This window comes from Pseudomonas sp. HMWF006, assembly GCF_003061205.1.
Classification (GTDB): domain Bacteria; phylum Pseudomonadota; class Gammaproteobacteria; order Pseudomonadales; family Pseudomonadaceae; genus Aquipseudomonas; species Aquipseudomonas monsensis.
Map to the genome: position 1 here is coordinate 1 of NZ_QAIU01000112.1, position 2542 is coordinate 2542.

The window sequence follows — 2542 nt, forward strand, 5'->3', positions numbered from 1 at the left end:
GTAGAGGCCCATGGTGATGCCGGCATCCGGGTCTTCACCGGTCTCGACGTTCTTGTCCACCGAGGCCTTGTAGGCGTGCGCACGGTTGAGCAGGCCCTTGGCGGCGACGCAGGTCAGCAGCCAGGTCAGCTCAGGGATTTCCGGGATGTCGGACTGGCGGTAGAAGGTTACGCGGTCGACATCCAGGCCACCGGCCAGCCAGGTCGCGGCGATTTCCAGACGCGAGCGCTGAATGCGCAGCGGGTCATCGCATTTGATCAGGGCGTGATAGTCGGCCAGGAAGTAGAACGAGTCGGCATTGCTGTCGCGGCTGGCAAGGATCGCCGGGCGGATGGCGCCGGCATAGTTGCCCAGGTGCGGCGTGCCGGTGGTGGTGATGCCGGTGAGGATGCGGGTACGGTTCGTCATGGGTAATCGCTTGTCAGACTGCAATCAATTCGAAAGACGCGGCAGGATCAGATCCTTGAGATCGGTCAGCTTGCCATGAAAAAAGTGTCCGCATTCTGCCACTTTCAGCAGCTCATGGGGGCGCTGGAGTTTTTCCGACCAGTCGTAGACCAGTTGCGGATCGATCACTTCGTCGGTTTCCGGCTGGATCACGGTCAGCTCGCCGTGCTGCGGCAGTTGATCCTGATCGCCCAGGCGCATGACCGCCGGCGCCACCATGAACAGCTGCTTGAGCGGCACGCCCTCGGCCTCAAGACGACCGCCGAGACTTGCTGCAACAAATCCGCCGAAGGAGAAACCGAACAGGGTCAGTGGCAGATCCGGGTGTTTTTCCCGCAGCCATGCGGCTGCAGCCTGAGCATCGTCGACTTCACCGCTGCCCATGTCATGGGAACCTTCGCTGGCACCGACGCCGCGATAGTTGAAGCGCAAGGTAATCAGGCCGGCGTCGCGCGCGGTGCGCTGCAGGGTCGAGACGACCTTGTTGAGCATGGTACCGCCCTGTACCGGGTTCGGATGACAGATCAACGCGATGCCGATTGGCTGCTCGTTATCCAGGTACAGAGACTCAAGTTGGCCCACCGGGCCGTCAATCACTACAGGGGTTTCACGCATCAGCAAGGAAGGAACTCCGTGACCTCGAATCGGGTCGACTCGTCTAGCAAATTGTCTGTGCCAATCTATTGCGAGTGAATCGCGGTATACAGCGCAGGTTCGAGCCGTTAACGTAAAGCAAAGCCGTTTATAGAGGAAGGACTCGTGGAACACTCGCTCTTAGTTTGGTTGTTACCGACTCTTGCCCTGGTTGTGGGTGTCGCCATTGGATTCCTGATCGCGCGCGTTGCGCCGAACGCCGCACCGAGCCGCACGCAGCGTCAACTGGATGATATCCAGGAGCGCTTCGACAGTTATCAAAACGAGGTGGTCACCCACTTCAACAGCACCGCGATGCTGGTCAAGAAGCTGACCCAGAGCTATCAGGAAGTGCAGGATCATCTCGCCGAGGGCGCCAATCGTCTGGCCCTGGACGAGCAGACCCGCCAGCGCCTGATCGCCGCCCTGCACGCCGATGCCGCACAGGCACCGCGCGAACGCCTGACGCCACCGCGCGATCAGGAGCCGCCACGCGACTACGCACCGAAGACCCCGAACTCGCCGGGCATGCTCGATGAGCACTATGGTCTGAAGAAGTAATCAGCTTCGCGCGCAACAAAAAGCCCCCGGACAATTCCGTTGTCCGGGGGCTTTTTTGTGCCTGATGGTTTTGTGGTGCCGATTTGATCGCCATCGCGAGCAGGCTCACTCCAACATTTTGAAATGCATTCCACTGTGGGAGCGAGCCTGCTCGCGAAGGAGCCGGCACAGGCCACACACAAAAATGCCCGATCACAGGACCGGGCATTTCTTCATTCAGGCAATCGCTTACGGATACTGCTGAACCGTACCCGGCTGTTGTTGCTGCTGACCACCGTACTGCTGACCCGGAATCGCCTTCAGGTTGACTTCAACGCGGCGGTTCTGCGCCCGGCCATTGACGTCACCGTTGCTGGCAATCGGGTTATCCGGACCGGCGCCACGGGCCGACAGGTTGGCACCGCTGACACCTTGCGAGGTCAGGTAGGTGGCCACGCTCTGCGCACGCCGTTGGGACAGGTCCATGTTGTGCTGACGGCTGCCGGTACTGTCGGTGTAGCCAACGATTTCGATCTGGTTCTGGCTGAACTCTTTCAGCGAGTTGGCCAGGTTGTTCAACGGCTGGTAGAAGCTCGGCGCGATGTTCGCCGAATCGGTGGCAAACGTGATGTTGCCCGGCATGATCAGCTTGATCTGATCGCCCTGACGCTGCACTTCAACCCCAGTGTTGGCCATGCTCGCACGCAGCTTTTTCTCTTGCTGGTCGGCGTAATAACCGTAACCGGCTGCCGACGCCCCCACCACTGCGGCACCAATCAAGGCCCCCTTGCCACGGTTGTTGTGGTCGATGGCGGCACCGGCCAGTGCACCGGCCAGCGCGCCGAGGCCACCGTATTTGGCGGTTTTGCTCATGCCTTGCGAGCCACCGTCGGCCTGGCCCTGATTGTCATACGGGTTGGGC

General features: G+C 60.6%; 3 protein-coding genes and 1 pseudogene. 1 reads left to right on the forward strand and 3 read right to left on the reverse strand.

The genetic code is table 11. The annotated features are described in order from the left end of the window. Window positions 1–408: pseudogene (locus DBR24_RS04295) on the reverse strand (tryptophan--tRNA ligase); the annotation flags it as partial. A 24-nt stretch (window positions 409–432) separates the two neighbouring features. After that, complete coding sequence (locus DBR24_RS04300; RefSeq protein ID WP_123463211.1) at window positions 433–1062, reverse strand: alpha/beta hydrolase; 630 nt, start codon at window positions 1060–1062, stop codon at window positions 433–435. Between the two features lie 144 nt (window positions 1063–1206). On the opposite strand from DBR24_RS04300, the gene DBR24_RS04305 reads away from it, so the two are divergent. Continuing rightward, window positions 1207–1641, forward strand: a complete 435-nt coding sequence (locus tag DBR24_RS04305; RefSeq protein ID WP_064392879.1) for a YhcB family protein — start codon at window positions 1207–1209, stop codon at window positions 1639–1641. A gap of 228 nt (window positions 1642–1869) precedes the next feature. Here the strand turns inward: DBR24_RS04305 and DBR24_RS04310 are convergent. Continuing rightward, on the reverse strand, window positions 1870–2542 hold a 673-nt coding region (locus DBR24_RS04310; protein WP_128614019.1), incomplete at its 5' end, for an OmpA family protein.

Coding starts and splice junctions, on each gene's coding strand:
- DBR24_RS04300 (WP_123463211.1), bottom strand. CDS start 1,062: ATGCGTGAAACCCCTGTAGTGATTGACGGCCCGGTGGGCCAACTTGAG.